The 26,243-nt window shown below is 49.4% G+C and carries 29 protein-coding genes and 1 riboswitch; of the genes, 20 read left to right on the top strand and 9 right to left on the bottom strand.

All coding sequences use genetic code 11. The features are described from left to right. Positions 1–68: 68 nt before the first annotated feature. Positions 69–1,460, bottom strand: a complete 1,392-nt coding sequence (locus M4D81_RS21480; protein WP_260068011.1) for a DUF2515 family protein — start codon at positions 1,458–1,460, stop codon at positions 69–71. A gap of 138 nt (positions 1,461–1,598) precedes the next feature. On the opposite strand from M4D81_RS21480, the gene M4D81_RS21475 reads away from it, so the two are divergent. The 8 genes from M4D81_RS21475 to M4D81_RS21440 all read left to right on the top strand — a co-directional run bounded on the left by M4D81_RS21475 (position 1,599) and on the right by M4D81_RS21440 (position 8,169). Continuing rightward, positions 1,599–1,943, top strand: a complete 345-nt coding sequence (locus M4D81_RS21475) for a thioredoxin family protein (RefSeq protein WP_260068010.1) — start codon at positions 1,599–1,601, stop codon at positions 1,941–1,943. Between the two features lie 244 nt (positions 1,944–2,187). Continuing rightward, positions 2,188–3,162: a COX15/CtaA family protein gene (locus tag M4D81_RS21470; RefSeq protein ID WP_260068009.1), complete on the top strand. Its 975-nt coding sequence runs from the start codon at positions 2,188–2,190 to the stop codon at positions 3,160–3,162. A gap of 110 nt (positions 3,163–3,272) precedes the next feature. Next, positions 3,273–3,470, top strand: coding sequence for a hypothetical protein (locus M4D81_RS21465; RefSeq protein WP_260068028.1), 198 nt, complete (start codon positions 3,273–3,275; stop codon positions 3,468–3,470). 46 nt (positions 3,471–3,516) lie between these two features. Then, complete coding sequence (locus M4D81_RS21460) at positions 3,517–4,236, top strand: Cthe_2314 family HEPN domain-containing protein (RefSeq protein ID WP_260068008.1); 720 nt, start codon at positions 3,517–3,519, stop codon at positions 4,234–4,236. 108 nt (positions 4,237–4,344) lie between these two features. Then, a riboswitch (SAM riboswitch) is annotated at positions 4,345–4,491 on the top strand. A gap of 107 nt (positions 4,492–4,598) precedes the next feature. Beyond that, the gene (locus M4D81_RS21455) at positions 4,599–5,615 is read left to right on the top strand and encodes a methionine ABC transporter ATP-binding protein (protein ID WP_260068007.1); all 1,017 of its coding nucleotides are present in this window, start codon (positions 4,599–4,601) and stop codon (positions 5,613–5,615) included. Next, positions 5,615–6,283, top strand: a complete 669-nt coding sequence (locus M4D81_RS21450) for a methionine ABC transporter permease (protein ID WP_260068006.1) — start codon at positions 5,615–5,617, stop codon at positions 6,281–6,283. The genes M4D81_RS21455 and M4D81_RS21450 overlap by 1 nt, the downstream gene beginning before the upstream one ends. A gap of 68 nt (positions 6,284–6,351) precedes the next feature. Then, positions 6,352–7,194, top strand: a complete 843-nt coding sequence (locus M4D81_RS21445) for a MetQ/NlpA family ABC transporter substrate-binding protein (protein WP_260068005.1) — start codon at positions 6,352–6,354, stop codon at positions 7,192–7,194. A gap of 201 nt (positions 7,195–7,395) precedes the next feature. Continuing rightward, positions 7,396–8,169 (top strand): SDR family oxidoreductase, encoded by a 774-nt coding sequence (locus tag M4D81_RS21440; protein ID WP_260068004.1) that lies wholly within the window; start codon positions 7,396–7,398, stop codon positions 8,167–8,169. A gap of 199 nt (positions 8,170–8,368) precedes the next feature. Here M4D81_RS21440 and M4D81_RS21435 read toward each other — a convergent pair whose 3' ends face one another. Next, complete coding sequence (locus M4D81_RS21435) at positions 8,369–8,614, bottom strand: NifU family protein (protein WP_006212609.1); 246 nt, start codon at positions 8,612–8,614, stop codon at positions 8,369–8,371. A gap of 82 nt (positions 8,615–8,696) precedes the next feature. On the opposite strand from M4D81_RS21435, the gene M4D81_RS21430 reads away from it, so the two are divergent. After that, positions 8,697–8,945, top strand: a complete 249-nt coding sequence (locus tag M4D81_RS21430; RefSeq protein ID WP_260068003.1) for a YuzB family protein — start codon at positions 8,697–8,699, stop codon at positions 8,943–8,945. A 57-nt stretch (positions 8,946–9,002) separates the two neighbouring features. Here M4D81_RS21430 and M4D81_RS21425 read toward each other — a convergent pair whose 3' ends face one another. Continuing rightward, a complete protein-coding gene (locus M4D81_RS21425) occupies positions 9,003–10,061 on the bottom strand; it encodes an NAD(P)/FAD-dependent oxidoreductase (protein WP_071222397.1) in 1,059 nt (352 codons plus the stop codon). A gap of 157 nt (positions 10,062–10,218) precedes the next feature. Next, a complete protein-coding gene (gene mqnE, locus M4D81_RS21420) occupies positions 10,219–11,325 on the bottom strand; it encodes an aminofutalosine synthase MqnE (RefSeq protein WP_260068002.1) in 1,107 nt (368 codons plus the stop codon). A 393-nt stretch (positions 11,326–11,718) separates the two neighbouring features. On the opposite strand from mqnE, the gene M4D81_RS21415 reads away from it, so the two are divergent. Further along, positions 11,719–12,078, top strand: coding sequence for a HesB/IscA family protein (locus M4D81_RS21415; RefSeq protein WP_071222399.1), 360 nt, complete (start codon positions 11,719–11,721; stop codon positions 12,076–12,078). Between the two features lie 242 nt (positions 12,079–12,320). Beyond that, positions 12,321–12,602 (top strand): hypothetical protein, encoded by a 282-nt coding sequence (locus M4D81_RS21410; protein WP_260068001.1) that lies wholly within the window; start codon positions 12,321–12,323, stop codon positions 12,600–12,602. A 93-nt stretch (positions 12,603–12,695) separates the two neighbouring features. Here M4D81_RS21410 and M4D81_RS21405 read toward each other — a convergent pair whose 3' ends face one another. Further along, the gene (locus M4D81_RS21405; RefSeq protein ID WP_071222401.1) at positions 12,696–12,905 is read right to left on the bottom strand and encodes a hypothetical protein; all 210 of its coding nucleotides are present in this window, start codon (positions 12,903–12,905) and stop codon (positions 12,696–12,698) included. Between the two features lie 221 nt (positions 12,906–13,126). Here M4D81_RS21405 and M4D81_RS21400 point away from each other — a divergent pair, with 221 nt between their 5' ends. Then, on the top strand, positions 13,127–13,789 hold the full coding sequence (locus M4D81_RS21400; protein WP_194544537.1) for a YheC/YheD family protein: 663 nt from the start codon (positions 13,127–13,129) through the stop codon (positions 13,787–13,789). 299 nt (positions 13,790–14,088) lie between these two features. Further along, positions 14,089–14,232: a sporulation histidine kinase inhibitor Sda gene (sda, locus tag M4D81_RS21395; protein ID WP_006212600.1), complete on the top strand. Its 144-nt coding sequence runs from the start codon at positions 14,089–14,091 to the stop codon at positions 14,230–14,232. 199 nt (positions 14,233–14,431) lie between these two features. Here sda and M4D81_RS21390 read toward each other — a convergent pair whose 3' ends face one another. Next, positions 14,432–15,433, bottom strand: coding sequence for an NAD(P)/FAD-dependent oxidoreductase (locus M4D81_RS21390; protein WP_071222403.1), 1,002 nt, complete (start codon positions 15,431–15,433; stop codon positions 14,432–14,434). Between the two features lie 479 nt (positions 15,434–15,912). Here M4D81_RS21390 and M4D81_RS21385 point away from each other — a divergent pair, with 479 nt between their 5' ends. Continuing rightward, positions 15,913–17,106 (top strand): NAD(P)/FAD-dependent oxidoreductase, encoded by a 1,194-nt coding sequence (locus M4D81_RS21385; RefSeq protein WP_071222404.1) that lies wholly within the window; start codon positions 15,913–15,915, stop codon positions 17,104–17,106. Then, positions 17,106–17,369, top strand: coding sequence for a hypothetical protein (locus tag M4D81_RS21380; protein WP_071222405.1), 264 nt, complete (start codon positions 17,106–17,108; stop codon positions 17,367–17,369). The genes M4D81_RS21385 and M4D81_RS21380 overlap by 1 nt, the downstream gene beginning before the upstream one ends. A gap of 147 nt (positions 17,370–17,516) precedes the next feature. On the opposite strand, the gene hemQ is transcribed toward M4D81_RS21380, so the two are convergent. After that, positions 17,517–18,266: a hydrogen peroxide-dependent heme synthase gene (gene hemQ / locus M4D81_RS21375; protein WP_071222406.1), complete on the bottom strand. Its 750-nt coding sequence runs from the start codon at positions 18,264–18,266 to the stop codon at positions 17,517–17,519. Between the two features lie 250 nt (positions 18,267–18,516). Between hemQ and M4D81_RS21370 the strand changes: the two genes are divergently transcribed. The 3 genes from M4D81_RS21370 to dnaI all read left to right on the top strand — a co-directional run bounded on the left by M4D81_RS21370 (position 18,517) and on the right by dnaI (position 21,506). Then, positions 18,517–18,816, top strand: a complete 300-nt coding sequence (locus tag M4D81_RS21370) for a YuiB family protein (RefSeq protein WP_015737411.1) — start codon at positions 18,517–18,519, stop codon at positions 18,814–18,816. Positions 18,817–19,014: 198 nt separating this feature from the next. Then, positions 19,015–20,520: a replication initiation and membrane attachment family protein gene (locus M4D81_RS21365; RefSeq protein ID WP_071222407.1), complete on the top strand. Its 1,506-nt coding sequence runs from the start codon at positions 19,015–19,017 to the stop codon at positions 20,518–20,520. A gap of 32 nt (positions 20,521–20,552) precedes the next feature. Continuing rightward, positions 20,553–21,506 carry a primosomal protein DnaI gene (dnaI, locus tag M4D81_RS21360; protein WP_260068000.1) on the top strand — a complete coding sequence of 318 codons (954 nt, stop codon included), beginning with the start codon at positions 20,553–20,555 and terminating at the stop codon, positions 21,504–21,506. Between the two features lie 121 nt (positions 21,507–21,627). Here dnaI and M4D81_RS21355 read toward each other — a convergent pair whose 3' ends face one another. Then, positions 21,628–21,783, bottom strand: coding sequence for a hypothetical protein (locus M4D81_RS21355; RefSeq protein ID WP_006212594.1), 156 nt, complete (start codon positions 21,781–21,783; stop codon positions 21,628–21,630). 253 nt (positions 21,784–22,036) lie between these two features. Between M4D81_RS21355 and trxA the strand changes: the two genes are divergently transcribed. Together trxA and uvrC are read left to right on the top strand one after the other, a co-directional pair. Beyond that, on the top strand, positions 22,037–22,354 hold the full coding sequence (gene trxA, locus M4D81_RS21350) for a thioredoxin (RefSeq protein WP_009592891.1): 318 nt from the start codon (positions 22,037–22,039) through the stop codon (positions 22,352–22,354). Positions 22,355–22,489: 135 nt separating this feature from the next. Beyond that, positions 22,490–24,493, top strand: coding sequence for an excinuclease ABC subunit UvrC (gene uvrC, locus M4D81_RS21345; RefSeq protein ID WP_260067999.1), 2,004 nt, complete (start codon positions 22,490–22,492; stop codon positions 24,491–24,493). On the opposite strand, the gene M4D81_RS21340 is transcribed toward uvrC, so the two are convergent. Beyond that, positions 24,465–26,153 (bottom strand): CPBP family intramembrane glutamic endopeptidase, encoded by a 1,689-nt coding sequence (locus M4D81_RS21340; RefSeq protein ID WP_260067998.1) that lies wholly within the window; start codon positions 26,151–26,153, stop codon positions 24,465–24,467. The genes uvrC and M4D81_RS21340 overlap by 29 nt on opposite strands. Positions 26,154–26,243: the final 90 nt, after the last annotated feature.

Genomic DNA, 26,243 nt, shown 5'->3' with positions numbered 1-26,243 from the left:
TTCACTTATCGTGTATATAGAACCGAAAAGAGACCTTCCTTGCAGTATCGGGACGGTCTCTTTTCATTTTAATGCGGATGGAACTGATCAGACACATCATGCACGATGGAGGTTTTCTCCAGAGCGGCCCGATGGGCGTGGGTAATATCCGGCAGCAGCGGCCGTAACGGTTTGCGGATATGCCTAAACATCGCCCGGCCCTGAAACCAGTCGTACCGGGGAATCGGCTCGGGGGGTTCATCCTCCCAGATCTCCTCAAGATAAGGGCTGTACAGATGCTGGCCACCCGGGAGCCATTCGGAAGTGATGAGGTCAGATCCCGCGTGGCCATGATTCATGGCTTGATCAAGGGTCGGCGTAAATAAGGCCGGCCAGTATTCAGCGCGCGATCCTTGGTGCTTGGTGGATCGCGCGAAGGCCAGCACAGCGCGGTAAATCTCCTCATACCCAAACAATAAAGCATACAGCGAACGGCCAGCCTTGATCCGAATGGACAGGTCGTCAAACTTGGGGATGGTAAGTCCGGCCAGCGGCCTGGTTGGGGATAGGGGCTTTGGCCCAGCGCTTTCCCCCGACTCTGTTCGTCGGACTAGACCCAGCGGAAACACGATTTGATTCAACCGGGTCAGCTCATGCATCCGAAAGAAGGGATTCTCCAGAATATGTTGTTGGTAAAAAGGATGTCTCGCCACACGCCCCTCTATATAGTTCTGCTCATTAATGATGAGTGCCACCGTAAGCAGCGAACTGCTCTGATCCTGCCAGAACTGTTCCCAGAACGGTGTCATAAACGACGAAACATGAAAGTGGGGGAGTAAATGAAATAGGGGCTTGCCTTTATTTCGACTGTGTATATAGAGAAGCAGCTGGGGGTAGGCGTCCTGGAAGATCAGCGCATTGCAGCGCTCCAGGAAACGGTACAGATTGCTCTTGAATGTCGAATCCATGAGATCAGACATCAATCCGCCTTTCAAATCGCTCATATTCCACCCGGCATTGCGCGATACCATGTGGGCCAGAAAGGCCCAATGCAGCTCAGGATGTGATACATAGCAGTCCCAATAGGCTTGCGTACGGGTCACGTTACTCCGGTTGGCTGAGGCTGCGGCCTCCTGAATATGATGAATCAACTGCTGCTCTTCTTGTGATAGCTGAACATCTGCACCTGGTTCATGAATCCGAATATCGCTATACCCTTGCATGGAAGGGTACGGAAACGGGGAAACGCTCTGCTGCAGGTAGGGATGGGAGGAGAGGATTTCCTTGAGTTTTATGCGAATTCCCCTTACCGCTGCAGGGTCCCATTGCAATTCGTGTTTGCTTGTCCTGAGTTTTAAGGAGAATCTCCATGATGCAATCATCCCCGACCATGATTCTGTCAGGGCCTGCGGAATGGCTGCCGCCCATGACCATACATCCTTGCCCTGGTTTTTTTTATTTTTGACTCCGTTCGAGTGCATTCGGGGGTCACCTGCACTTTCTGATGGTTAATCCCTGCCTGTGAACATCATAATGTCAGTATGCTCTAAAATTTGACTTCCACTCAACATTTTGATTCACTAAGGGTGAAGGAACTCGACGTAAAGGGGAGATAATCAATGGAAAAAATCACTTCGGAAGCAGAATTTCAGGTTGCAATCCAGTCTCCGCGACTGACTGTTGCCGTATTTAAAGCAGACTGGTGCGGCGATTGCAAGTTTATCGATCCATTCATGCCGGAGGTTGAGACGAAGTTCTCAAACCAATTGACTCTGGTAGAGGTTGACGTCGATGCTGTCGGTGACGTGAGTCAGCAGCAAAATATTTTGGGTATCCCCAGCTTTGTTGCATACTCCGATGGACGCGAGCTGGTTCGCTATGTTAACAAACTCCGCAAATCGCGCCAGGAGATTGAAGATTTCCTGCAGCGTGCTGTGGACGTATACAGTACGATTCATAAGTAAGGGTGACCATAGCACCGCCGCCTTGATTGATAACTGGCGGCGGTGTTGTTTTACATATCGGATAGAAGTAGGGCGATGAAATCAAGTACCTGGATCATGAAGGTTTTTCTCAAATTTGAACATTTTGTCACAATCGCTCAAGTGACCGTAGCGACAGAATCAGGTATAATGAAATGTGGACTGTGTACGATGCGATCCTGTAAAGGTTTAAATAGTGAATGATTAGGAGCAGCAGGTGAGATAATTGAATGATAAACAACTAAAATGGCTGAGTTACATAACATGCTTAGTTATGTTCTGCGCGACGTTCGGTGGCATGGTTGTGACAAAGACGGGCTCGGGACTCGGTTGCGGTCAGGAGTGGCCGCTGTGCAACGGTAAATTTGTTCCCGCTTACACGGTATCCTCCATGATTGAGTATTCCCACCGGGCGGTTAGCGGAATGGCGGGTTTGGCGGCGCTCGCTTCGCTGATTGCGTTCTGGAAGTACAAGCGGGATCGCCGGGATTTGATGGCTTATGTTATCGGGACCTCGGTATTCGTTATTGTACAGGCGATCATGGGTGCTCTTGCGGTGGTTAAGCCTCAATCGGCTGCGATTATGGCGCTGCATTTTGGCTTCTCGCTGATTGCCTTTGCTAGCTCTGTCATGCTGGCTCTGGGTATGCGGCGGGTAGAACAGGCGAAGGGGCCCCTAGACTTGGAGCGTCTGCCTCGAGTAAGCAAGGGCTTCCGCAATTTAGTATGGGGCACAGCCTTGTACAGTTACATCGTGGTTTATATCGGTGCATTCGTCAGCCATACCGATTCCCGGGAAGGGTGCTCCGGCTGGCCGCTGTGTAACGGGGAAGTGATACCGGAGCTGAGCGGAGGGGTAGGCATCGCCTTCATGCACCGCGTGGCGGCGCTTCTGCTGCTGATCATTGTGGCGGTGATGGGGCATTTTGCATATTGGCGCAACCGCGACAACCGGGAGATCCAGATGCTGGGCATCTCGGCAACTGTGCTCTGTCTGCTGCAGGTGTTCAGCGGCGCCCTCATTATGGCAACGATGCATAACGAGGAGGTTTACGTATTCTCCGCACTGGGGCATACCTTGCTGATCTCCGCCTTATTCGGCGTACTGTGTTATTTAAGTGTCAGGGTTTGGCAGCTCAGCAGACCGGTTAAAGCCGAAATGCGGCCGGATCATAGCATGCCTCGCGAAAAGATCGTATAAGAAAAAAAGCAAAAACCATGAAACAAAAAAGATCGAATTCAGACAACATTGTTTATGCAAAGTCCCCGAGCTTGCCTCGAGGGCTTTGTTGTATAGTAAGGGGGGAGCCGATGATAACCAAGCCATCCGCTCGACCTGTCCGATCTCAAGGAGATGGGGGTTGTCTGGTCATTTCGGGGGCATCCTATAAGAACAATCCCCTGGTTATGGATGAACGAATGAAACCGGGATACCCGGATGAGTTATTCCTGCGTGAGGATATCGTGAAAACGATTGATACGCGGTGGATTCCCTATTTTGGCAAATAGCGATCCAAGAACCAAGGTTAATCTGATGACGCGAGGGGGTACTGCCATGCTTCGTATGTTACTTGGGGAACAGCCCCGGCAGAATAACGGCCTGCTTGAGGAAGCCATCGAATCGATGGTCCAAACAACCCGGCTGCTGCAGAAGGAAATGGAGAAAAATCAGGATCCGACGCATGATTTTCGCAAGCTTGAGATTTGGACCCGGGGGTTGATCGTTTCCCTGGATGAGCTGGAACAGAGCTGGAATGCGGCCAGGCATTTCAGTCAATCGATCCAATCGGGTTACATCGATGACATGTCGATTCAGGAGCAAGGAGAATATCAACGGTATGTGTATTTTTACAAAAACGGCTTCATCCGCGTATTCTCGATCCTTGACAAGCTGGGGACGGTGTTGAACGATTTGTATGATCTTCAAACCTCCAAGGTGAAAGCGCATTTCTCTTATTTTACGGTCCTGCGGCAGTTTAAATTCCTGAAGGCCCACGGAGAGCTGGCCAAAGAGCTGGAGGAGATCAAGGATCGTTACAAAACACCGCTGAACACCCTCCGGAAACGGCGCAATGCCGAAATCCATTACATGAATTCCGAGATGCAGGATGATTTGTGGCAGCGTCATCAAGGACTGTCGGACAAGATCGAGCTGGAGGATATCGGCCAGCACCTGGACGATCTCAAACAGGGTGTTGATATGGTATGCCGGAGTCTGGCGGCCTCTTATAAATATACGAACAAGCTTTGGGCGAAAAATGGAGTCAGGACTTAGGCACAAAATCGCCATGAAATTCCTTTTGACAAAAACCTGAAAAGATTCTATACTAACTATTGTTATCAAATCAGATCAAATTAATCGGAAAAATTTCATATCGATGTTTTCTTATCGAGAGAGGCGGAGGGACAGGCCCGATGAAGCCCGGCAACCGACTCTAAGCGTGTAATTGCTTAACGCGATGACGCTTGGAGTGACATGGTGCTAATTCCTTCAAAGCTATAGGATATCCTTGGCTTTGACAGATGAGAAAAGGCGTTGACTTTTACGTAAAGAGGGCCCTTTTTGATTCTACAAAAAGAGGCTCTTTTCTTTTGGGTAAATAGATATGAAGCTACGGAAAAAGGAGGATTATCGGATTGATTGAGCTCAAGCAATTGACGAAGCAGTACGGAAAAGCCGGAACTTTAACAACTGCGTTGTCCGAATTGGATTTGTCGATTGAAAAAGGAGAAATTTTCGGAGTGATCGGACACTCCGGTGCAGGTAAAAGTACATTGATCCGTTGTATCAATTTGTTGGAACGTCCCACCTCGGGCGAGGTGTGGGTGAACGGTAAGAACTTAACGTCGCTTGGCAAGAAGCAGCTTCAGGCGGAACGCCGCAAAATCGGCATGATTTTTCAGCACTTTAACCTGTTGTCATCGGCGACGGTGTACGATAACATTGCGTTTCCGCTGCGTCTGATCAAGACGCCGAAGGCCGAACTGGAACGCAAAGTATCCGAGTTATTGGCTTTGGTTGGCCTGGAGGCGCATCGGGATAAATACCCGTCCCAGCTATCAGGGGGCCAGAAGCAGCGGGTGGGCATCGCCAGAGCGCTCGCGAGCGACCCGGAAGTGCTGCTGTGCGACGAAGCGACCTCTGCGCTTGACCCGCAGACTACGGATTCGATCCTGCGCCTGCTGCTGGACATTAACAAAAAGTTTCATCTGACGATCGTGCTGATTACCCATGAAATGCATGTGATTCAGAGCATATGCGACCGGGTCGCTGTCATTCATCAAGGCGGCATCGTGGAGCAAGGCCCGGTAACGGAAGTGTTTCTGAAGCCGAAGCATGAGGTAACCCAGGAATTTATCCGTCAGGAGATGGACAGCGGCGAAGCGCTCCGGCTGGCCATTCAGGGACAGGCAAACGGACCTTCAAGGGCGGTGCAGATTACGTTCCTTGGATCGAAAACGTACGAATCAATTCTGTCCCATACTGTACATGAGACGGGCGTGAATTTTGCAATTCTGCAGGGCACCATTTCCACGATCAAAGAAACGCCGTACGGCCAACTCATTGTCCGTTTTGAAGGGGAAGAGGGCGCCATCGAAGATACGATCCGGAAGCTGCTGGAACAAGGATTAGACGTGGAGGTGATTCATTAATGTTCGGACTCGATTTTACCCAGATCGACTGGAAAGAAATATGGACGGCAACCTTGGATACCCTGCGGATGCTAGGGGCATCGGCATTGTTCAGCTTCATTATCGGACTGCCGATTGGCGTGCTGCTCTACATGGCCGCTAGATCCACATCCGGTGTGGTACGCTTCGGTTACTCGATCCTGTCGTTCATTGTGAACATCCTGCGTTCGGTTCCGTTCATTATCCTGATCGTTGCGATGATCCCGATTACCAAATCGCTTGTGGGTGTTTCGTATGGCGTGCTGGGAACCATTCCACCGCTCGTGATCGGCGCGGCGCCCTTCTTCGCCAGACTCGTAGAAACCGCCTTGAATGAGGTGGACAAAGGGGTCATTGAAGCGGCTCATGCCATGGGCTCCTCGACAAGCCAAATCATATGGAGGGTTCTCCTTCCGGAGGCTCGTCCGGGCTTGCTGGCTGGGATGACCATCACGATTGTAACCCTGGTATCGTATACCGCGATGTCCGGTCAAGTCGGCGGCGGCGGTTTGGGCGATTTGGCCATCAAGTATGGATATTACCGTTATGAGACCGAGATTATGATCCTGGCCGTCGTGTTGATGATCGTGCTGGTACAGCTGCTGCAAATGGCAGGGGATCGTCTGGTGCGGCATTTTACAAGAAAATAACGGGATTGATGAGGCTTCAAGGAAGACAACATATAAATAATATATTTTTCGGAGGGAGAGTTTTAGAAATGAAAAAATGGACATTGGCATTGATCAGCTTGACCTTGGTTACGGTGTTGGCAGCGTGCGGCAGCAAGCCTGCGGATAACGCGGCTGAGCCAGGGGGAACAACAGGAGGCGGCGCTCAAGAGACCGTAACCTTGAAAGTAGGTGCTTCGCCTTCACCACACGCCAAAATTTTGGAGCATATCAAACCGGCGCTTGAAAAGGAAGGTGTAAACCTGGAAATCGTGGAGTTCACGGATTATGTTCTGCCTAATACGCAAGTGGATTCCAAGGAAATCGACGCGAATTTCTTCCAGCACAAGCCTTACCTGGATAATGAAATCAAAGAGCGCAAACTGGACCTGGAGTCCGTGATTGCCGTGCATGTGGAGCCGCTGGGTGCTTACTCCAAATCCATTAAATCAGCGGATGAGCTGAAGGATGGAGCTGTTGTAGCAATCCCGAACGATCCTTCGAATGCGGGCCGTGCATTGACCCTGCTGTCCAAGAATGGCGTCATTAAGCTGGAGGATGAAACCAAGCTTGAAGCTACCGCTAAGGATATCGTGGAAAATCCGAAGAACCTGGAGTTCAAAGAAGTTGAAGCCGCGATGCTGCCGCGTATGCTCGATGAGCTGGATCTGGCTGTCATCAACACGAACTACGCGCTTGAAGCGGGACTGGATCCAACAAAGGATGCGCTCTTTATCGAAGACAAAGAGAACCCTTATGCCAATCTGCTGGTAGCTCGTCCGGACAACAAAGACTCCGATGCCATTCAAAAATTGGCGAAGGCGCTGACTTCCGAGGACGTGAAGACCTTTATTAAAGAAGAGTACAAAGGTGCTGTCATTCCGGCATTTTAATTCGAGCACCAAGGCTCGATGATGCTGAACATAAGTTTCATCGTATCCGAGAAGAGAGGGATTATCCAAAAGACCGTGGGTCTTTATGGATAATCCCTTTCTTTTTTTGTATAATGGGCCCTCTCTGCGGGTTTGCAAGTTGTTAGGCCTTATCAAATCTTTTATACTGAAGGAAGGATATCCATCTGAGGAGGGAAAGCCTTGAAGGGAAAAGTGGCGCTGATTACAGGCAGTGCGACAGGATTGGGGAAAATGACGGCGCTGTCGTTAGCCCGGCAGGGATGTCATTTGGCTATAAATTATGTAAACAGCAAGGATGAAGCGGAGGCGCTCTCCCGCGAAATCGAGGGGTTTGGTGTCAAAACCATTGCGATTAAAGCCGATATCGCCAGCGAGCGTGAGCTGTATTCATTGGTGGATCAGACGGAGGAGCAGCTGGGAAGCATCGATATCCTGGTGAACAACGCAGGTCCGTTCATTCGGGAACGTCGTCTATTCTCGGAGTACAGCCGCGACGAAATCGTACATATGGTGAATGGCAATTTAACCGGCGTCATGCTGCTGGACCACCGTGTTCTGCCTGCCATGCGGGAGAAAAAGTGGGGACGCATCATCCACTTTGGATTCGGACATGCGGGAGAAGCCCGCGCGTGGCCTCAGCGTTCAGCCTACGCTGCCGCTAAAGTGGGCCTGGTATCCTTTACGAAGACGCTTGCGGTGGAAGAAGCCCCGTATGGGATCACCGTGAACATGATCTGTCCGGGGGATATTCGCGGAGCCAACAAGGAGAAGACCATCGATGAGGTATCGGGCATCCAAGACGGGCTGACCCCGCGCGGACGATCGGGAAGCGGGGAGGACGTCGCCAGGGTGATCGAATATTTATGCCTGGATAAGTCGGATTTCATTACCGGTAATATCATGGATATATCCGGCGGGCTGGATCCGATCCGTCCGTTGATTAAACCGGAATAACCTAAAATCACCCCACAAAGTGGAGTCCATGCTTCGATGGTTATTCCAACTTCTTTTGTACTTTGCGGGGCCCCCTTAAACATATAAATGCGTTAAAGAATTGCTTATGCTCCGCTGAAAACTTATATATTTTTTAATCTCAAAAAAAAGAGTCTTGGTTCCACGAGGGAAACCAAGACTCTTTATAGTTAAAGAAGATTTAGAATACTTGAACTACTTCTTGAATGCCTTCTACTTCTTCAACCAGGGCGCGTTCAATCCCTGCTTTCAGAGTAATGGTGGAGCTAGGGCAGCTACCGCATGCACCCATCAATTTCAGCTTAACGATGCCGTCTTCAACGTCAACCAGTTCCACGTCACCGCCGTCGCGCTGCAGGAACGGACGAAGTTTATCAAGCACTTCAGCCACTTCATCATATACAGTGGTTTGCGTGTTTTCACTCATCTTGTTCAACTCCTTTCCTCCCTATATTATAGTACATAAACCGGCAAAATAAAATGCCAATCTTAAGGCAGGTCTAATAACAATGTCCATTATCATTGAGTTTTGCACAAGCAATTCCTATTTTGGAACGGATAAAGTTCTGCAGACGCTGGAAGCCAAGTACGATTGTAAAGTCATCGAATACGGCTGCCTGACCAGCTGCGGCCAGTGCTACTTGATGCCCTTCGCTTATGTGGATGGCGAAGGGGTCGAGGCCCCCACGGCTGAAGAGCTGCTTGACGTTGTCATAGCCAAGCTGGAGAGCTTTCAGGACAGCGAAGAGGAGAACTGACGCCGGATACCTGGCATTTCCGTAAGGAAGAACATAGCGTCTGCAGCCTGTTCGGTGCTAGTAATGACGCTTGGATTTCCAAAGAACGCCGCTCTTCAATATTCTTGGTACCCGGCCCAGCACCGACGTGCTGCCCATGAGTCCAAAGCCCGCATGTTTGCCGAGGGAGCCGAGGGTTCCCTTGAGCTTCAGCGGAGATACCTTTGGCGTATCATCACGCCATAAAGCTTTCATGACATGTCCCACTTGCTCGGCTTGAGCCCCGGCTGCCTGCGCGCTTGGGACGAACGGAAGGCTGGCGCAGTCGCCGATCACGTACACTTCCGGATGGGACGGAACCTGATACCACTCGTTCAGCAGTATGCGTCCGCTGCGGTCTTTTGGCAGATCGAGGTCCTGTACGACTTTTACGGGCTGAATGCCCGCCGTCCATACGGCTAGGTCGGTTGCGATAGGCACATCCAGATTGTACACGGCATCCTTCTCAACTCGGGATACGGAAACCCCGCTGTGGATATCCACATGGTGTTCCTCAAACCAGCGATGAATATAAGCAGACAAACGGTTAGGAAAAGAAGAAAGTACCCGTTGTCCCCGGTCCAAAATGGCGATATTAAGGTCAGGCCGGCTTTCACGAAGATCGGCAGCGAGTTCGATGCCGCTTAAGCCTCCGCCAATGATATGAACTTGACCATAAGGTCTGAGGTTGTTCAGGTGCAAATAGGTTTCCCGGGATGCAGAGAAAGATTGCAGGCTAAACGTGAATTCTTCAGCGCCCGGAACGCCATGATATCGGTCCGTACATCCCAGAGCAATGGCGAGTTGGTCGTATTCCACGGGATCGTTGTTCGTCAGGTTAACAAGCCTCTTCTCCAGATCGATGGATGTGACTTCACCATATACAATTTGGAGGCGGTCATACACCGGGAATTTAACACGAACGGCGGTATCGGCCACGGTGCCTGCTGCCAGCGCGTAGTATTCGGTTTTGAGTCCTTGGTATGGCATGCGGTCGATGAGCACGACCTCCACGTCCGGAGGAAGATAGCTGCTGAATAATTCTTGAATTAAGGCAAGACCACCATAGCCTCCGCCGAGAATGACGAGCTTTTTCATAAATTTCTTCCTTTCTCAAGAGATAAGAAGGTGAGCGCCGATTCGCAAGAAAAACGCCGCTGGAAGCGGCTTAGGTTACCCACGCTATATTATCTCTTTAACCTGTTTTCCGTTTTTTGGAACGTCTCTCGTTTGCTTAAATCCCTGCTGGTAAGACTTATTCGTAAACCTTGATCTCGTTATAGAAGGTATCGCGTTCAACCGGAATCCGGCCAGCGCCTTGGATGAGCCAGACGAGCTCTTTGCGTGTCAGCCCTTCCGGGGTCAAGGCTCCTGCAGCATGGCTGATGCGTTCTTTCAGGATCGTACCATGGACATCGGAAGCACCGAAGCTGAGAGCAACTTGAGTCAATTGCGGCCCGATATTAATGAAGTACGCTTTGATGTGGTCGATATTATCGAGCATCAGACGGCTGATGGCAATGGTCTTCAAATCCTCATAGGCCGAATTGCGGCGCATGATGCCTGCATTCTTATTCTTCGGCTGCATGGACAGCGGAATGAATACCATGAATCCACCGGTTTCATCTTGAAGATCCCGAATTTGCAGCATATGGCGGATCCGGTCCTCATGGCTCTCGATCGATCCGTACAGCATGGTCGTGTGCGTCTTCATGCCAAGCTTATGTGCGGTACGGTGAACGTCGAGGTATTGATCTACGTTGGCTTTATCCACCTTCATCTTCTGACGGTATTGGTCAGACAGAATTTCGGCGCCGCCGCCCGTTAAAGACTGAAGACCCGCTTTTTGCAGTTCTTGAAGTACTTCCTTCGTGCTAAGTCCGCTAATGCGAGTGAAGAATTCAATCTCCGCCGCGGTATAGGCTTTCAGGGTTACTTCCGGGAAACGCGCGCTCAATGCCTTCAGGGAATCTACATAGTACTGGAACGGCACATGGTTATTATGTCCGCCAACGATGTGAAATTCACGAATCCCGGGATGAATATGCTGCTCGACATACTCGATCATCTCAGCGCCGGAGAGGGTGTAGGAGCCTTCCTCGCCTTGATCTTTCCGGAAATTGCAAAAAGCGCAGTGGGATTCGCATACATTCGTAAAATAGAGACTCATGTTCTCAATGAAGTAAACTTTTTTCCCGTTCTTGCGCAAATTTGCTTCATTAGCCAGCTGCCCGAGGGTCAGCAGGTCATCGGTTTGGTACAAATACACACCGTCTTCAAGATTCAGGCGTTCGCCGTTTTGGACTTTCGCAACGATCTCCGCCATTCTCTGATCGGTAAATGGTGTCACAATTGTGGACATGTTCAATCCTCCTGTTCACACTTGAACTGCATAGAAGATCCAGCAGAAAAAGCGATCATAAAGTGAATCACTCCCCTAAGGGAACGGTCCGTTTATAGTGGTATAACAACAAACATCAATAATGGGCTGAATAAATAAGTGAGTTTGTGAAAAAATATACAACTGTGGACCAGCCATAACCTTTGCCGCTTTTTTAGCTGGGGGATGTGACAAATATCCAACAGTTGCCGCCCATGTTCCTTCCCTATTATAAACCTGACCCCTCGGGGTAGCAACACAAATAGAGGAATTGAAAATAGGTTATTCATTACATATCAAACGCCATCATAACAACCTTGAGCGAATTCGCGAAGAGGAGTATACTGAAAGAGTGAACGAAAAGGAGGGTGACCTATGATTACAATCAGCGACTCAGCTGCAGAACGTTTGAAAGAAATGCTTGCTGAACAGGAAACGCCCAATATGTTCCTTCGACTGGGTGTCACTGCCGGCGGCTGCAGTGGTTTTTCATATGCAATGGGCTTTGACGATCAAGAAACGGAAGCTGACGTGTACATGGACCTGCAGGACATGAAAGTCGTTGTCGAGAAGGACGATCTGAAGTACCTGAACGGTCTTGAAATCGACTTTGAGGAATCCGGCATGACCGGCGGCTTCACCATCCACAACCCGAACGCCACCGTCACTTGCGGCTGTGGTTCGTCATTCCGTACGGCAACGGATGCGGGCAAACCAAACGAGGAGCCTTGCTGATCAGCGGGTTTTTAGCGTTAACGGTTTCGGATGTGACGATCGGAAGACTTGCGGAAGCTAGGCGCCATGATTGCGGAATGCACCGATAAATACGCAGACCTCAATCGCGATATGGAATAAAACACAACCCTAAAATTAGCGTTTTGGGATTGTGGATCACGGCCTTTATGACGGTGTATAACCGTTATGGAGGTCGTTTTTTATAATAAAGTTATATAACTAAATGAAGGGGAATCCTGCTCATGAGAAATAAGGTGATCGCACGGTTACTCCTATTCTTGGTTTTAGTAGGATGCGCGGGGGAGCAGAATCTCTTCCATATTGAAGGGACCGTTGAAGAGATAAATCTAAAGGACGCATGTATTTATGTAGACGGCTTTTGGTTACCGGTAAAAAATGCGGAAACTTATCATGTTGGTGATGTGGTCTTCGCAGAAGTTGAGAGTAAAGCAGAAGGAGACCAATATGACCCCGAGAAAATCACGGTCAATAAAATAGAAATTAGAGAACCATCCAATAGATAAACACGATGGTTAGGCTTCCTTATCCTAAGAACATAAAAAAGCAGCCAACTCCGCGGTAAGGAGAGGCTGCTTTTTTGGGGGGGTTCTTCCTATTCAGACCGGGAAGAAGAAGGTATCGTTCAGCATCAGCACGATCATGCCGGCGGCCACAAGCGAAAATACGATGCAGCCCGCTCCAAGCCCTCTGCGCTTATCCTTGATGAACTTGAAGCCCATGACAAAGATAAGAACGGTGATGGCTGCCAGGGCAACCGACATGCCGACAATGGCAATCCAGTACAATATTTCAAACAACGCTGCCAAGGTGACAAAGCCTCCTTTATAGGTATCCATGGTGATGGATTTAATACGGACAAAGCTCTGTTCTTACTATACGATAGATCACAGCATTTGCAAAGGGAGGCTGCCGTGAGGCAGCAAGAACCTCGATTATTAGGCATACCATCACGGACAATCATCCAAGACAAAGCGCGGATAGGGGAATAGGATAACGTATGTCATGAATAAAAGGAGGCGAAAGCAGCATGGCGGGAAGACAACTGGCCAGCAAGTGGCTGAAGACGGAAGCGCTGCTGACCGATCCGCAGGTTGCTCCCTACATTCCGGCTACCCAGTCGTATGGAGGGGATACCCTGGTCTCAATGCTGGCCGAACACGAAATGGTCGTGATTAAGCCGATTATAGGAACCGGTGGTAACGGAGTCATCCGAATACAAAAAGACGGAACGGGATACTTGGTAACCCATAAGAGGCGTACTGTTCATGTAGATACATTGAATTCCCTGTTATACGTACTGAGCAGGATGAGGCTGAGACGGCGCTACATGATACAGCAGGGCATTCATTTGGCTAGAATTCAGGGACGTCCGCTGGATTACCGTGTAAAGGTAGTCAAGGATCGAGGGAGATGGGAATTCCGGGCCATGCTTGGGCGGCTCGCGAGCCCAGGACTTTTTGTGACGAATATTTGTAAAGGGGGGACGCTGCTTCGTTGTGGTCCTGCACTCCGGCTGTCACTGCCCCACATTAATGCGAGGGAAAAGCGCAATGAAATGCGCCAATTAACCAGGCAGTGCATAACGATACTGGAATCCCGCTTTCCAGGAATCGGGGAGCTGGGGTTTGATTACGGACTAGACAACGAGGGTAAGATTTGGATTTTGGAGGTAAATACAAGACCAAGCTGAATTTTTTGTTTAATTTTCCCAATTTGAGACGTTTATATGATTTTTTAATAGGGTAATAAAAAAATAACCACAATCTACCGATATTATAATTGATCAATTTTTTTTATAGTAGAATTTCCCCAAATCCTGTGTATAACATTTATCCCCATAATCCACTTTGATATGACCCTGTTTTTTACACTTACCAACAAATTATACACAGGATTTCCACAAGAGGTTGTGGATAAGCGAACAGTTGTTCCGTTTTAGCATGTCTGATATGATAGATTCAGGAAATTTGAGGAAGGGGTGTGAGAGGGATGGCTATGTTGACGGATGAGATGCTTCTCGATTCCTATCATATGGCTGTTGAGTTGAAGTTGGAACGAGAGTTCATCACTCTACTGCTAGCCGAAATTCATAAACGGAACTTGGACACCGATTCCGGCAGCATCCTGCATTAATCAGATTTTTCGTATATAGAATAGATAACTTACGACATGATACGTATATAATGTGGGAGCTTTCAACCAAGTTCTACATATGGTTTGAAGAATAGAAAAGGTATCTTCGGTTCCAGGGCGGGTGTAACCCCTTTCGGAACGAAGATACCTTTTTTTCTATGAATATGGATGTAGATGGAGTTAAAAATTCTAGCTGCCCTTACAATTTCATGTTACTGCTGTGGCCCGGTGCCAATCTGGCCTCAGGATCGAAGTAAACCTTGGCATTGTTCACGGCGGTAGGTGCTTCACCAAATCCAACAGCGATCAGTTTGACCTTGCCCGGATAGGTGGTAATATCGCCGGCTGCAAAAATGCCCGGGATACTTGTTTCCATACGGGAATCCACCACAATGGAGTTGCTTTCAATGGCGATGCCCCATTCGGAGATCGGACCGAGAGAGGACACAAATCCGAAATTGACAATGACATCGTCCACTTCAATCTCCTGCGTCTCTTTGGTCTTAATATGTGAAAGCGTAACCTTCGTAATCGTATCTTCACCATGCAATTCGGTGATCTCGGTTGGTGTAATGATGTTCACCTTCGATGCCATGAGCTGCTCCACACTATGCTCATGGGCACGGAATTTGTCACGGCGGTGAACCAGTGTAACCTGCTCGGCGATGGGCTCGATCATGAGCGCCCAGTCTACCGCGGAGTCGCCGCCGCCGCTGATGAGAACCTTCTTGCCTTTGAAGCGGCTGAGGTCGTTGACGAAATAATGAAGGTTGGTCTTTTCGTATGCTTCTGCCCCTTCAATCTCCAGTCGACGGGGTTGGAACGCTCCTACACCGGCTGTAATGATAACAGCTTTGGCGTGGTGTTCACCCAAATTCGTTTTTACGACAAAATGACGTTCTTCGAGTTTTTCCACAGCTTGTACTTTCTCTTCAAGACGAATGTCCGTTTTAAAGAGCTCCATTTGGGCGGACAGATTGTTCACAAGCTCTTGAGCGGTTACTTTCGGGAAGCCTGCTACGTCATAAATATATTTCTCAGGATACAGCGCAGCCAATTGGCCTCCAAGCTGGGGCATGCTCTCGATAAGTTTTACCGAAGCTTGGCGCATTCCGCCGTAAAAAGCAGCAAACATACCTGCAGGTCCGCCACCGATAATCAAAAGATCCGTCATATTGCTGTCTTGTGGCATCGTTGTCATGCGGTAAGCACCTCCATAAAATGAGTTTATATTCGAATCAGACAGACGTTCTTGTCCGGATAAAGCTGATTCACGAATTCCTTACCTATTATAATCGTCCCGAAGCGGCATGAAAAGACGAGAAATGAGTTAAAATACCTAACATTGGAATGGATACGCTTACTTAGTAAGTAAGGGGATAAATGGCGGAATGATTTGCACATTATATGGCAAAAAATTTCTTGATATTTGCATAGTTTATGCATATGATTAACGTGATAACTTGTGTTCATTACAGGGTAGTTCTATATATTGTCAACTGTAGCCGAAGTAAGGAAACCTTAGTGTTACAGCTGTTTTTGAACCTTAATGAACCATCAGGTCAAATGTTGAAACGGGCTCTGATTAGGGCTCTTCTCTTTTTTTGGATGCAATTTCACAGAATGTTAACATGTGTACCATACTGTATATATAAAGAGTAAGCTGGAAGGAGCAATAGAATGAGCAGCATACCGAAGATCGTAATCCTTGGCGCGGGTTACGGAGGCATATTGACAGCGCAGCGGCTGCAAAAAGAGCTGAATTATAATGAGGCCGATGTTACATTGGTGAATCGCCATGATTATCATTATATTACAACGCATTTGCATATGCCGGCAGCAGGAACAGACAGCATTGAGAATACCCGGGTATCCATTTCCAAGTTGATCGACGAATTCAAAATCGACCTGGTCAAATCCTCGGTTCAGGAAATCCGCCTTCACGATAAGAAGGTTATTCTTGAAGATGGAACATTATCCTATGACTATCTTGTCATTGGACTCGGCGGAGAGCCGGAAACCTTTGGGATTCCAGGACTCGCAGAGCATGCGATGACGATCCGAAGCATCAACTCGGTACGATTGATACGTGAGCATATTGAGTATCAGTTTGCTTTATATAAAAATGAGCGCAGACCGCAGGAGCGCATTAACTTTGTGGTTGGCGGAGCCGGATTCAGCGGCATCGAGTTTGTAGCCGAGCTGGCGGACCGCATTCCGAGACTGTGCAAGGAATACGACGTGGATCCGACGCTGGTGAACATCTATAATGTCGAAGCCGCTCCTGCCGCGTTACCGGGGTTTGCACCGGAACTGGTGGAGTACGCCATGAGCGTTCTTGAGAAGAAAGGCGTTACCTTCAAGATGGGCATTGCGATCAAGGAATGCCTGCCAGGCGGAGTCGTTCTGAACAATGGCGAAGAGATCCGGGCGGCAACGGTGGTATGGACCGGCGGCATCCGCGGGAACCGTCTGGTGGAAGCAGCCGGTTTCGAAACGATGCGAGGCCGCGTCAAGGTTGATGAATACTTGCGTGCTCCCGGATACGAGAACATTTATATTATCGGCGATAACTCCCTGATTTTTAATGAGGAAGGCAGACCTTATCCGCCGACCGCCCAAATGGCGATGCAGCAAGGCGTGTGCTGTGCCCAAAATATTGTTGCGGCCATTCGGGACAAGTCGATGCGCAAATTCGAGTTCCATAACAAAGGCACGGTAGCTTCTCTTGGACGGGGCGAAGGCATTGCGGTTGTCGGGGATAAGAAATATCAGGGATGGAAAGCGGCCCAGCTGAAAAAGTTGGTTGATCTGCGCTACCTCTTCATTATTGGAGGGATTCCGCTCGTCCTGAAAAAAGGCAGGTTTCTATAATGAGACACTGCAGCGTTCAAGTACGGGGGCTGCTCACCAGAGATGAGCTGGATCGTTATAACGCTCTCATGGAGGTAGGCTCCTATCTGGAGTCGCAGGAGCGGTACGATCTGGCTTACACCATTCAGCAGGAGGTCGACATTCTCATACTTCCTGCTATTGAGCGGCTCAAGGATAAGGGGCGTGCCCGGGACCGGGCGACGGCTGAATATCTTGAAACCTTGCGCAAGCAAGAGCAAGATGAAGACGACGGTGAGGAATAGAAGAAGGGATGCCCTCGTGTTGAGAGCATCCCTTTTTTGACATTATAAGTTTTTTGGGGTCCCCGCAAAGTATGTGGAATAAAACATCGTAGCATAGGCTCCACTTTGTGGGGATATTTTGTACATGCTGTTTATGTGCAGAAGGAATTATACCTTCATTAAATCTGTAAATGAAGCCTGATCGAGCAGGTTGCCGACATAGAACGGACCAAACTCGCCGAAACGCGCACTTACTTCGTCAAATCTCATTTCGTACACGAGCTTCTTGAACTGAAGCGCGTCGTCGCTGAACAAGGTTACGCCCCATTCCCAATCGTCGAATCCAACGGAACCGGTGATGATCTGTTTGACCTTGCCGGCATAACCGCGGCCAATCATCCCGTGGCTCTTCATCATGGATTTGCGCTCGTCCATGCTGAGCATGTACCAGTTGTCCGACAAATCCCGCTTTTTGTTCATCGGATAGAAGCAGATATGCTTCGATTTTGGCAGGGCTGGCTTCAGACGGGCAATGACATGCGGATTCTGCATCGGATCCTCATCGGAGGAGCCGGCCAGGTAGTTGCTCAGCTCGACAATGCTTACATAAGAATAAGCCTTGGTGGTGAACTGGGCGAACGTTGTTTTGTTAAAGGCGTTCTCGATCGCGTTCAGCTCTTCCAGCGTCTCGCGCAAAAGCATGAATACAAAATCGGCTTTCTGACCGACGATGGTATATACAGCGGTACTGCCTTTTTGGGCAGCTTCGACGGCATCCCATTCCTCGCGGAACGCGTTCAGCTCGTCCAGCGCAAAAGCACGTACTTCTTCATCTGCAGCTTTCCAGGCCGGCCAATTGATGGTGCGGAAATCGTGCAGCGCATACCAGCCCTCAAGCGTCATTGCAGCTTCGTTCATGTGATCACTCCTAAACGTTATGTTCGTTATAATTGAAGCGGATGGCCGCTTGCATTAACTTCCTATATTGTACTGTAAGCGCAGTCGGAAGGGCAAACGCCGACACAATGTATTCACGATTGTTCGTTGATCTGTGACATTATTTTTAGTAAACTAGCTATTAGCTAAAGCTTGGTGTGCTGTTTCTTGCTGCAATAGAGTAGAATAGCTGCTACGCGTAGGTGATAAAGAAGAGGTGAAAACAGCGATCATGCTTCAATTTATTCCTGTGCTCGTGCTGATGATTTTGTTTTTTGTCATGATGTTCGGTATCGGTTTTATCCTAAATATGTTGATGAAGACGACCTGGTTTCCTTGCTTTCTGTTCGTGATCGTCATTTTGCCGGTCGTTGTATACAGCTTGTGGGATCGGGGCCAAATGTCGTTCTGGACTCACGTGGGATCCTTCCAACTGGTGGATTACTTAACGGGAGTTGCAGGTCTGATTGGTGCCTACATGAGCGGATGGACCATTAAGACATTGCGTATTAAAGGCTTTAGAATGTTTTAACGCGCTCGGCGCAAATTGAATGTAGTGTTGATGGCGGCTCTGCAATACCTGGGGGCCGTCATTTATTATTTGTGGAAGCATGCAAATGGCGGGTGCAAGAATTCCAGAATTTTTGATGCGAAAGAACCGACTTCGAGACGACGGATTTATGATAGAATAGAGGAAGTCTATTTTTGGGCGACAGGGGGAGCATAAACGATGCGCATGACTAATTTTTTACATTTTACCGAGAACCACCGTTACTGCGTATACCGTGACTTCTGCTTAAGCGGCCTGGATGACAAAATGCTTGGTTCGATTTATCAACCGATGGTTGGCGCGTTTGCTGTCAGTCTGTACCGTCTTCTCGTATCGCATGTGCCGGTGGAGAAGGTGGGTTACTCGGCTATTGAACAGCAGCGAAGATTATTCTTGACATTAGGGCTTGAGCCTAGTGAAAAAGGACGCCGATTTCTCATTGAGCAAACCTCGAAGCTGGAAGCGGTAGGTTTACTGCAGACAAGCCGGATGTTTGTCCCGGAAACGGATGACCATATCTATGAATATGAGCTGCAAGCACCGCTCAGTCCAGCGGAGTTCTTTAACACTCAGCATCTGACACTGCTGCTTCGCGACAAGGTGGGGAAATTCGCCGTGCTGTCGTTAAGAGAAGAGCTTTGGAGCAAGGAACCTCTTGAATGGTCCGGTATTTCCTTCAACAAGGAGAACATTTCGGTTCCCTTTTATGATATTTTTGAGCTGAACACGCATGTCATTGATTATGAACTGGAGCAAGCGCTGGAAGAGGTCGCGGTGTCACGGAAGTCCACGGCGCCGCCAAATCCGCAAGGAGAAGGTCTGAACTATGCGGACATTATTCTCCGTTTCCCGCGGGAATCCCGCAATCGAGTCTTTGTGGAGCGTCTTCGCTACGACCATGAGCAGATGGGCATCGTGAATTACGTGGTGCGGAAATACGATCTCAGCACGCAGGATTTGTGCCGCCTGTTGGACGAGGACGGCATATTTACCGAGCATGGCGAGGTCGTGCTGGATGATCTTCAGCACAAAGCCAGTCTTCACTTTAGACAGGGAATGAAGATGCAGGAGAAGCGGCAGATTACGGCAGGCAAGGTCGTTGCTTTGCGGCAGGAGATGACGGCCGATCCGGAAGAGCCGGCACAGGAGCATGCGGTAGAGATGGAATACTATGTGGAGGTTCCGACTCAGTTCCAATCGAAGTGCGACATTCACCAATATAATATGATGCTTCGCAACGAGCCTTATACCCGGCTCCTGCAGACCTTCTTCCCGGGCTCGGTTCCAGCGCAGTTCCTGGACATTTTCGAAAAGATCGATCTGAGTTACAAGCTGCCGGGTGAAGTCATCAACGTACTCATTCATTATTTAATGTCACTCATGGCCGCAGGCGGCGAGCAGCGCATCAATCGCAATTTCGTGGAGGCCATTGCTTCCAATATGCTGCTGAAGCAGGTAAACAGCTATGAGAAAGCTGTTCAGTATATACGCGATCAAGCCAAGATGAAAGGCAAGCAGAAGGCGACCACACAACGTACGCGTACATACGCTAAAGGCGGAAAGGTGAAGCCGGAAATTCCAGTGGCTCTGGAATCCGATCAGGCGGAGGCCGTATCGGATGAGGAATTCGAAGAAATGATGCGATTTGCGGCAGAAATGCAGGCTGGCAGCAAGAAGGGCGGATAAAGAATCCTGCTTAAGAGAGGAGGGAACTAGAGATGGAGTCCCTTGGTGAACTGCTGGAAAGCATGAAAAGTCCTGCGCTCCGGCGCAGAACCGAGCAGATTATGGAAGATTTGCTCAGGAATCCTCTGATTCAAGCATTGCGGAGCGAATACCCGGAGATCGATGACCGGGTCATTCGTTTGAATTTAAGCAAACTGTACCAATATGCGGGAGATCAGGCCCACTGCAAGGCATGTCCGGGTCTCGACCGGTGTCCGAATGATTTCCAGGGACATTTCAGCAAGCTGGATATCCAGCGGATGAACGGAACCGTGGAGATCTATGAGCGGAAGGCGCCGTGTTCCCTGCAGATTGCGAAGACCAATGAGGATCAGATCAAAAAACGGATTCGCAGCTTTTATGTCGATGAGCATGCCTTGAACGAAGGTTACGACAACATGGAGATTATGGCGAAGGACCGCCTGCGGGCACCTGCGGTGCACCAGGTGTTTAAGTACATCCGGGATACGAAGGAGAATGGATTATCTCCGCACGGCTTGTATCTCACCGGTTCGTTTGGTACGGGCAAGACCTACCTGATGGGCTACCTAATGCATGAGCTCGCGAAAGCAGGCCATTCGGGCGTTATCGTGTATATGCCCGATTTCGTGGAAGATCTGAAAACCATGATGCAGGACGGTCAAAAGCTGAAGGACATGGTCGAGACGATGAAGCATTGCGATTTGCTGATCTTTGACGATATCGGAGCGGAGAATTTGAATCCGTGGGTTCGGGATCATGTCCTCGGTTCCATCCTGAATTTCCGGATGAACCGGCTGCCGACCTTCTATACGTCGAACTATCCGCTCGACGGGCTTGAACAGCATCTGAGCTTCACGAGCAAGGATGGCGAGGAGCTTCACAAAGGTCAGCGCTTGATGAATCGGATTGCGCCTTTTGTGGATGTCGTTCATTTATTCGGGGAGAACCAGCGAGGTAAATTTTAGTATTGCAAACAAGCTTCCTATGGACAACCCCCCCATGAAATTGTAAAAAGTCTGATCCCGTTAGCGTATGGAACGCGGCAGGGATCAGACTTTTTATTTACGCACAAGGAGTCATCAAGTATTAGCCGACCAAGAACTTGATAATGACGAATCCGAAAAAGATGATGGTCATGAAACCAAACATCCCCACGAAGCCCATCATCAAATCGCCAAAGTCATTGCGTGGTTCTTCATTGATGTGCTCCCGTGGATCGTTAACGCGTACGTTTACATCCATGGTGCTTGCCTCCTCAAAAGGTGAACATGCCGTGCCAACTCGAAAAACTTGACAGTCACCCGACTTGTTACTAGTAGTATACCCAATGCGCAAATCATTTGTAAAGATTGCATAAAAATCCCGTGAAATCCTCTTTCTTTAGGTGAGTATATTTCACTTTTTCCGGCCGATTGTGGTATACTAAATTCGTCGACCCATTCGACAATTATGATTCGCACTATACCTGATCTTATCCTGTGAGGAGGAGAATACAATGGCTATCGTCAATGTTACCGACCAAACCTTCGTGAATGAAGTTGAAGGTCAAGGAACGGTTGTAGTTGATTTCTGGGCGCCATGGTGCGGCCCTTGTAAAATGCTTGCTCCGATTCTGGACGAATTGTCTTCAGAACTCGGCGATGATGTAAAAATTGCTAAGGTGAACGTGGATGAGAATCCGGAATCCGCAGCACGTTTCGGCGTGATGAGCATTCCGACCATGATTTTCTTTAAAGATGGCCAGCCTGTCGATAAAGTGGTAGGTCTGAACTCCAAAGAAGCCTTGAAAGGCATCATTGCAAAACATCAATAAGCAGGCTTGGTCCTAGACCGCCATCTGCTTTCATACAGCGCCTTCGGTGAAACCCGGAGGCGCTTTGTGTGGTTATTCATCGTGTTTTATATTTATGGTTAATACTATATAATCTCCTTGGAGAGGAGGGACAGCATGGACGATTTTGCCAAACAGCTTCAGGACCAGGAGAAGGCGCTGGAAAATATTCGCCACAAGCTGGCATTGCTGCCGGACCAGCCCGGCTGTTACTTGATGAAGAATCATGAAGGCACGATTATTTATGTGGGCAAGGCCAAAGTGCTGAAGAACCGGGTACGCTCTTATTTTACCGGAAGCCATAACGGGAAGACCCAGATGCTGGTTTCGGAAATCCGCGATTTCGAATACATTGTAACCGGCAGCAACATGGAAGCATTGATTCTGGAGTGCAACCTGATCAAAACCCATCAGCCGAGATTCAACGTGCTGCTGAAGGATGATAAAACCTATCCATATCTTAAAATAACGAATGAAGAGCATCCCCGTCTGGAAGTAACCAGAAGGGTGCTTAAAGATAAAGCCAAATATTTTGGTCCCTACCCGAATGCTTACGCGGCACAGCAGACCAAGAAGCTGCTGGACCGGATGTATCCTTTGCGCAAATGCGGCGTCATGCCGAAAGAAGTGTGTTTGTACTATCATATGGGGCAATGCTTGGCTCCATGTGTGAAGGAAATTCCAAAGTCTGCATATGAGCAGATCACCGGGGAGATTACATCATTTCTTAGCGGTGGGCATGAGGAGATCAAGAAGGAGCTGCAGCGCAAGATGCAGGAGGCCGCGGAGGATTTGTATTTCGAGCGAGCCAAAGAGCTGCGGGATCAGATCATCCATATTGATACGCTGATGGAGAAGCAGAAGATTACGACGACGGATACGCGGGACCGCGACGTATTCGGTTATGCTGTGGATAAAGGCTGGATGTGCGTGCAGATTCTGTACATGCGCCAAGGGAAAATGGTGCAGCGCAACAAATCCGTTTTTCCGTTCTACGGCGATGCGCACAGCGACTTTATGTCTTTTATTGCCCAGTATTACAGCGATAATCCTGCATTGCCGCAGGAAATTCTGCTGCCTGAGCCTCTGTTGATAGACGAGGCTGGTTCGGAGTCGATTACGGGAACGGCTGCGGATGCAGGTGTGCGAAGCGCAGAGGAAGCCGTGGATTCGGCGAATCCGCTTTCCGCAGGGACATTGGATGCGCAGCAGGCTGCCCTTGCCCAGGCACAGGAGGAGCAGGCGGAAGCTGCGGGCATCGTGGATGCAGCCGGAGGGGCTGCCGCCCTGCAGGAATGGCTCGGCGTGAAGGTGCATGTGCCGCAGCGAGGCTTGAAGAAGCAGATGGTGGGCATGGCATCGGATAATGCGAAGGTGTCCTTGGACGAGAAATTCCGCTTGATTGAACGCGATGAAGAACGCACCTCGGTTGCCGCGGCGAATCTGGGCGAAGTGATCGGCCTCCAGTCGCTGAACCGGATCGAGGCATTTGATAACTCGAACATTCAGGGGACCAATCCGGTATCGGCCATGGTTGTATTCACCAATGGGAAACCGGACAAGAAGGAATACCGGAAGTACAAGATCCGTACCGTGCTGGGACCGGACGATTATGATACGATGCGTGAAGTCATCCGGCGGCGGTACGAGCGCGTCTTGAAGGAGAATTTGCCGCTTCCCGATCTGATTGTGGTCGATGGAGGGAAGGGGCAGATTTCCGCCGCCATCGATGTGCTTGAGAATGAGCTGGGGCTGTTTATCCCGGTCTGTGGGCTTGTGAAGGATGCCAAGCATAAAACAGCGCAGCTCATGGTCGGAGACCCGCCGGAGCCGGTTACGCTTCCCCGGGACAGCCAGGAGTTCTATTTGCTGCAGCGCATTCAGGATGAGGTTCACCGGTTTGCGATTTCCTTCCACCGCGAACAGCGCGGCAAATCGATGGTATCCTCCAAGCTGGATTCCATTCCGGGCATTGGAGAGAAGCGCCGCAAGCTGCTGTTAAAGCATTTTGGCTCAGTCAAAAAAATAAAAGAGGCTTCAGTCGAAGACTTCAAGCCCCTTTCAATCGGTGAGAAATTAGCAACGGAAATTCTTAATGCACTTCGTGAGGAGGAGTCGTGACATACGGCTTCTCTTTTTTTGTTGGATTGAAACGGTAAATCGCAAAGGCGACCATCGCCGGAAGCACCATGTAGAACGCACCCATCAGCAAGTTGCTGGTATCCTTGAGCAGGATCAGGCTAATGCCCATCAAGATGCTATTAAAGATGACGTGGGAGAACATGGCCGCCAAATACCCGTATTTCAAAAAGATGTAGCTGAACAGCAAGCCGATGATAACCAGTTCAATGGGCCGGGAAATAACAGGGTATATCGGATAGAGTGTATGCCCGAGCGCCCAAATGATCGAAGTGATCAAACTGGCCACGAACGTATTGCGGACGATCTTTTTCAGCATTTTGATGCCGAACAGCCGATAGACGGCCTCCTCGGATATGCCGGCCAGCCAGGCCATCAGCGGAAAGAGCCAAGGATAGAGCATGTTGTAAGGCGACTGTGTGGCATCCGTAGTGGACCATGTATTCAAGGTCAGGCCCAGAACGACAAAGATAATGGATTGGACCCCAAGCAGGATGAAAGCCCACATATACCCCAGCTTCATGCTGTCCAGCACATAATGACCGTATCCGGGTTCTTTGGCGCGCGGCCAAGGATTGAGCCCGTCTTCTTTGAGCCATAGCCCGCTGCCCCCGACAAGGGAGAAGTAGAGCAGAGCTGAGAAGATGAGCGAATAGACCGCATAGAAAATCATCATCCCGAGTATGCCGGTTTGCGACATCCCCTCGGATTTGAAAACGGGAATCAGATTGTACGTATTCAGCATCTGAATGACAAACAGTAGCGCCGATAGGAACAGGCCGCGCTTAAACGACGTGTAGGCTCTGGTCTTCACGCTGTACACAATCGCAAGTATGCCAAGGATGAGGGTGAACAGGCCATACCCTGCGAGCGTCAGCAGCGTGGCATCTTGGGTCTGCTTGTTGACATAGGCGGAATGGGCGGCCGGGACCGAAAAAGATGGCTCATAGGAGCGTAATTTCCCCTGCTCGAAGGTGAAACGGTGCTCCAATCTGGAATCGCCGATCTTGGATTCCGGATCCACATACCGGAGCCGGGGTTCCCCTTCCCGGGTAACCAGCTCCAGTTGCGAAGGATCATAGCCCGCTCGCTGGAGCCAAGGCTCAGCGAGAGCCTGCTTCTCGGCTAATGACATGCCGTCCTCGACGACAAGCAGCATCTGCCTTTGTACATCGCCCTTGTTCAGCTCAATCCGGTCATAGCTGGAGCGGGTGTAATCGTATGAGAAGCCGACGATGCCTGAATTTTGCATGTGCACGTCCACGTTGAGGGCATCGCCGCCCGGCTCGCTGAAGCGAACGCGGTATACGTCATAGGGATATTTGGCTTCATAGGTTTTGTTGTATTCCGAAAGTCTTTTTTCCTTCGCCAGATATCCGTAAAGTTCCGATTTGGATTGATATGTAACCAGCGTGTCATCCGTTTTTGCAGCCGTAAACTGCAAAAACTCCTGAGCAAAGCTTGAAGCCGCTTGCCGAGCCTGCTCCTTGGATATGATATTCGGAGATGCCATCTCGGTAGAATCCGAATTCGTCGACGGAAACACCTGAAATAATAGGAACAGAATCAGGCCGACTGCGGCAGGCGCGATGAGCTGCTTCAGATTGGGTTTCAGCTTCAAGGGCTCTCTTGCACGATTCATGAAATTCCTCCTCTAAGAAAGTTGATACTCCCACTGGTATTCGATATGCCTGATTAAGAACGCATAGAGTCAATATAACATAGTTATGAA

The organism is Paenibacillus sp. p3-SID867 (genome assembly GCF_025142895.1).
GTDB lineage: Bacteria > Bacillota > Bacilli > Paenibacillales > Paenibacillaceae > Paenibacillus_AQ.
The sequence above is the reverse complement of the archived record's forward strand: the minus strand, read 5'-3'. Positions and strand labels throughout refer to the sequence as shown.

Coding starts and splice junctions, on each gene's coding strand:
- M4D81_RS21480 (WP_260068011.1), bottom strand. CDS start 1,460: ATGCACTCGAACGGAGTCAAAAATAAAAAAAACCAGGGCAAGGATGTA.
- M4D81_RS21475 (WP_260068010.1), top strand. CDS start 1,599: ATGGAAAAAATCACTTCGGAAGCAGAATTTCAGGTTGCAATCCAGTCT.
- M4D81_RS21465 (WP_260068028.1), top strand. CDS start 3,273: ATGATAACCAAGCCATCCGCTCGACCTGTCCGATCTCAAGGAGATGGG.
- M4D81_RS21460 (WP_260068008.1), top strand. CDS start 3,517: ATGCTTCGTATGTTACTTGGGGAACAGCCCCGGCAGAATAACGGCCTG.
- M4D81_RS21450 (WP_260068006.1), top strand. CDS start 5,615: ATGTTCGGACTCGATTTTACCCAGATCGACTGGAAAGAAATATGGACG.
- M4D81_RS21445 (WP_260068005.1), top strand. CDS start 6,352: ATGAAAAAATGGACATTGGCATTGATCAGCTTGACCTTGGTTACGGTG.
- M4D81_RS21435 (WP_006212609.1), bottom strand. CDS start 8,614: ATGAGTGAAAACACGCAAACCACTGTATATGATGAAGTGGCTGAAGTG.
- M4D81_RS21430 (WP_260068003.1), top strand. CDS start 8,697: ATGTCCATTATCATTGAGTTTTGCACAAGCAATTCCTATTTTGGAACG.
- M4D81_RS21425 (WP_071222397.1), bottom strand. CDS start 10,061: ATGAAAAAGCTCGTCATTCTCGGCGGAGGCTATGGTGGTCTTGCCTTA.
- mqnE (WP_260068002.1), bottom strand. CDS start 11,325: ATGTCCACAATTGTGACACCATTTACCGATCAGAGAATGGCGGAGATC.
- M4D81_RS21415 (WP_071222399.1), top strand. CDS start 11,719: ATGATTACAATCAGCGACTCAGCTGCAGAACGTTTGAAAGAAATGCTT.
- M4D81_RS21410 (WP_260068001.1), top strand. CDS start 12,321: ATGAGAAATAAGGTGATCGCACGGTTACTCCTATTCTTGGTTTTAGTA.
- M4D81_RS21400 (WP_194544537.1), top strand. CDS start 13,127: ATGGCGGGAAGACAACTGGCCAGCAAGTGGCTGAAGACGGAAGCGCTG.
- sda (WP_006212600.1), top strand. CDS start 14,089: ATGGCTATGTTGACGGATGAGATGCTTCTCGATTCCTATCATATGGCT.
- M4D81_RS21390 (WP_071222403.1), bottom strand. CDS start 15,433: ATGACAACGATGCCACAAGACAGCAATATGACGGATCTTTTGATTATC.
- M4D81_RS21385 (WP_071222404.1), top strand. CDS start 15,913: ATGAGCAGCATACCGAAGATCGTAATCCTTGGCGCGGGTTACGGAGGC.
- M4D81_RS21380 (WP_071222405.1), top strand. CDS start 17,106: ATGAGACACTGCAGCGTTCAAGTACGGGGGCTGCTCACCAGAGATGAG.
- hemQ (WP_071222406.1), bottom strand. CDS start 18,266: ATGAACGAAGCTGCAATGACGCTTGAGGGCTGGTATGCGCTGCACGAT.
- M4D81_RS21370 (WP_015737411.1), top strand. CDS start 18,517: ATGCTTCAATTTATTCCTGTGCTCGTGCTGATGATTTTGTTTTTTGTC.
- M4D81_RS21365 (WP_071222407.1), top strand. CDS start 19,015: ATGCGCATGACTAATTTTTTACATTTTACCGAGAACCACCGTTACTGC.
- dnaI (WP_260068000.1), top strand. CDS start 20,553: ATGGAGTCCCTTGGTGAACTGCTGGAAAGCATGAAAAGTCCTGCGCTC.
- M4D81_RS21355 (WP_006212594.1), bottom strand. CDS start 21,783: ATGGATGTAAACGTACGCGTTAACGATCCACGGGAGCACATCAATGAA.
- trxA (WP_009592891.1), top strand. CDS start 22,037: ATGGCTATCGTCAATGTTACCGACCAAACCTTCGTGAATGAAGTTGAA.
- uvrC (WP_260067999.1), top strand. CDS start 22,490: ATGGACGATTTTGCCAAACAGCTTCAGGACCAGGAGAAGGCGCTGGAA.
- M4D81_RS21340 (WP_260067998.1), bottom strand. CDS start 26,153: ATGAATCGTGCAAGAGAGCCCTTGAAGCTGAAACCCAATCTGAAGCAG.